At 53.1% G+C, this 2,168-nt stretch carries 1 protein-coding gene; it reads right to left on the bottom strand.

The annotated features are described in order from the left end of the window. Positions 1 to 35: 35 nt before the first annotated feature. Positions 36 to 2,168 (bottom strand): S8 family peptidase (locus AC1DT3_RS18780; protein ID WP_477466738.1); only part of this gene is annotated, 2,133 nt, incomplete at its 5' end.

Raw genomic sequence — 2,168 nt, 5'->3', positions numbered from 1 at the left:
GTCTAGGGGTTAGAGCTGGATTGGCCGTTGCTTGATCATCCCTCACCATCGTTGCCCGCCTCAACCTCGACCTCCTGGGCAACCAGTGCACTCTCGACATTTTCTGCCATGATCCGCCGAAACTCATTGTAGGTATCCGCACCTGGGTCGAGAGATTCCAGCATCACTACAAAGCTCACCTGTGCTTGATGCTGGCGCATGAATTCGTCGCCGTATTGAAACTGATTCCGCCAAAACATTCGAGCGTAGACCTGTAGCTCCGGCTGCGGACCGAGGAGCTTGGGCCCGTTGTTGACACTGAATTCCCCTGAGTAGACCCGAACAGGATCCCATTTGTGATCAAGAACGCGTGCATCTAGTTCTCTCTCATTCGGGTTCATGCATCCAAGCATCGTTACATTTTTGGCACCGCCTCCTGGCTGCAGCCTCTTATACTGAAGCCCCGCTTCTAGACGCGTAGAAATGTAATGGTGGCCCTCTAGCTGAGTAATAGGGCTTAGGATTGCAACCATCTTTGCGCGCCCGACAAATCTTCCGTTTTGGATCAGGCTTTGGGGGACACGGATTCCTGTCCAGTAATACCGCTGCATAGCACTGATATCAGCCGTCCAAGCGACAACCGCTGCATTGGGTGGGCAGGTCCAAGGTAATTCTGGGCGGATCGGTGAACCAAAGCCTAGGTCCGAGCTGTAAGCAGTTAGGTCGCACGAGCTAATTAGAAGAGCCTTAACTAGATCAGGTGATGGATCTGCAAGATTGTCCCATATGTGGGCAGCAACGCGTGAGACCAGCGGCGCGGCAAAGCTCGTACCACGATCCGTGCCACCTCCTAGGACCCTGTGCTCTGAGAACCAGCTTGCTTCTGGTTTGAGCATACCCTCGGGGCCGAGACCTACGCGTGATAAAGGGCAAGGTTCTGACGGCTTTCCATTCTCGTCGTGTGCTCGGCCGCTGACGATGATGGCAGCTTCACAATCGGCCGGTGGAGCAAGGCGCGTTGTTTCTGAACGGTTACCAGCAGATATGACCAAAAGTTTGCTATAGCGGCGAGATAGCTCAGAAAGGCCGTGCCCCAAATCGCTTACATCGTACTCATCACACTCACGATTGAAGTTCGCAGACAAGTTCCATACATGCGTTTCTGGATGCTCGCTGAAGGCCTGCTCGATGTAGTTCAGTAGCACTCGATCAGGAATACTGAAACCAGCACCGATCTCTGGTACCGCTTGGATAACTCCAAGCCTGCAATGAAGCTGAGGGAGCTGAAGCTGATTACTCCATAAATGCCCATCCACCAGAATAGAAGCGATCTTATTGCCGTGAGCACGAGCTGYAAATCCGTCTGGTACTAATGGTTCCATCTCCCAAGCCATTGCGCCACGGTAACGCGTGGCATGGTATCCGCCGTCTATGACACCAACAATCGGCTCTTCATCCAGCGCTGGCAGTGTAGGTTCAGGCTCTGGCCCCACTCCAGGATTTGTAGGACGCAAAGGAGCAACGGGCTCCCACCTGACAATAGCTCCGGAAGCCACCAATTGGTGGATGGCGTCTCTATCTCGGATGCCTACAGGGAGGCTAGGGCTCGCCTGAGTAAGAACTCTCGCTCCGTCAACAAAACGGGAAGCTGGAAGCCATTCAGGCGCCTCGGGGGAAGTATCCTGCTGATAACTCAAGAGGTGCGCACGAAGAACAAATGCTGGCAAAGCAACACGATCTTCCTGTGCAAACCGAGCTAACGTTTCAATAACTGAAGATTGCGCATCCTCTGATAGGAATCCGGGCAATCGAACATTGAATGTTCTACGCCCGCTTTCGTCTGTTGCAGCTAAAGACCAAGCGGTCTCAATGCGACTTGCATCTTTGAGCACGTTTGCGAACAGATCAGCGGACTCAATTCGAAAGATATCGCAGCGCTGGGGATCCGTCGTTGGATTTTGAACACGTCTCCGTACCCGTTCAAAAGCAGAAGTTGCGAATTCGACGATGTAGCCATTTCGCCAAGCCGCAATCAAATGAGTTCCGATTTTTGAGTCAAAGAGATCGTGCGGCGTGTGTGTGGCCGCCTGGGAGGCTTTGTCCATCTTAACCCAGAGTAGAACCCTACCGCCATGTGTTGCAGCTGCCGTTTCGGGCGCGTCCTTGATAGAAGCAAAGCTCTCTAAGAG

The organism is Microvirga sp. P4_G7 (genome assembly GCF_056401005.1).
The sequence above is the reverse complement of the archived record's forward strand: the minus strand, read 5'-3'. Positions and strand labels throughout refer to the sequence as shown.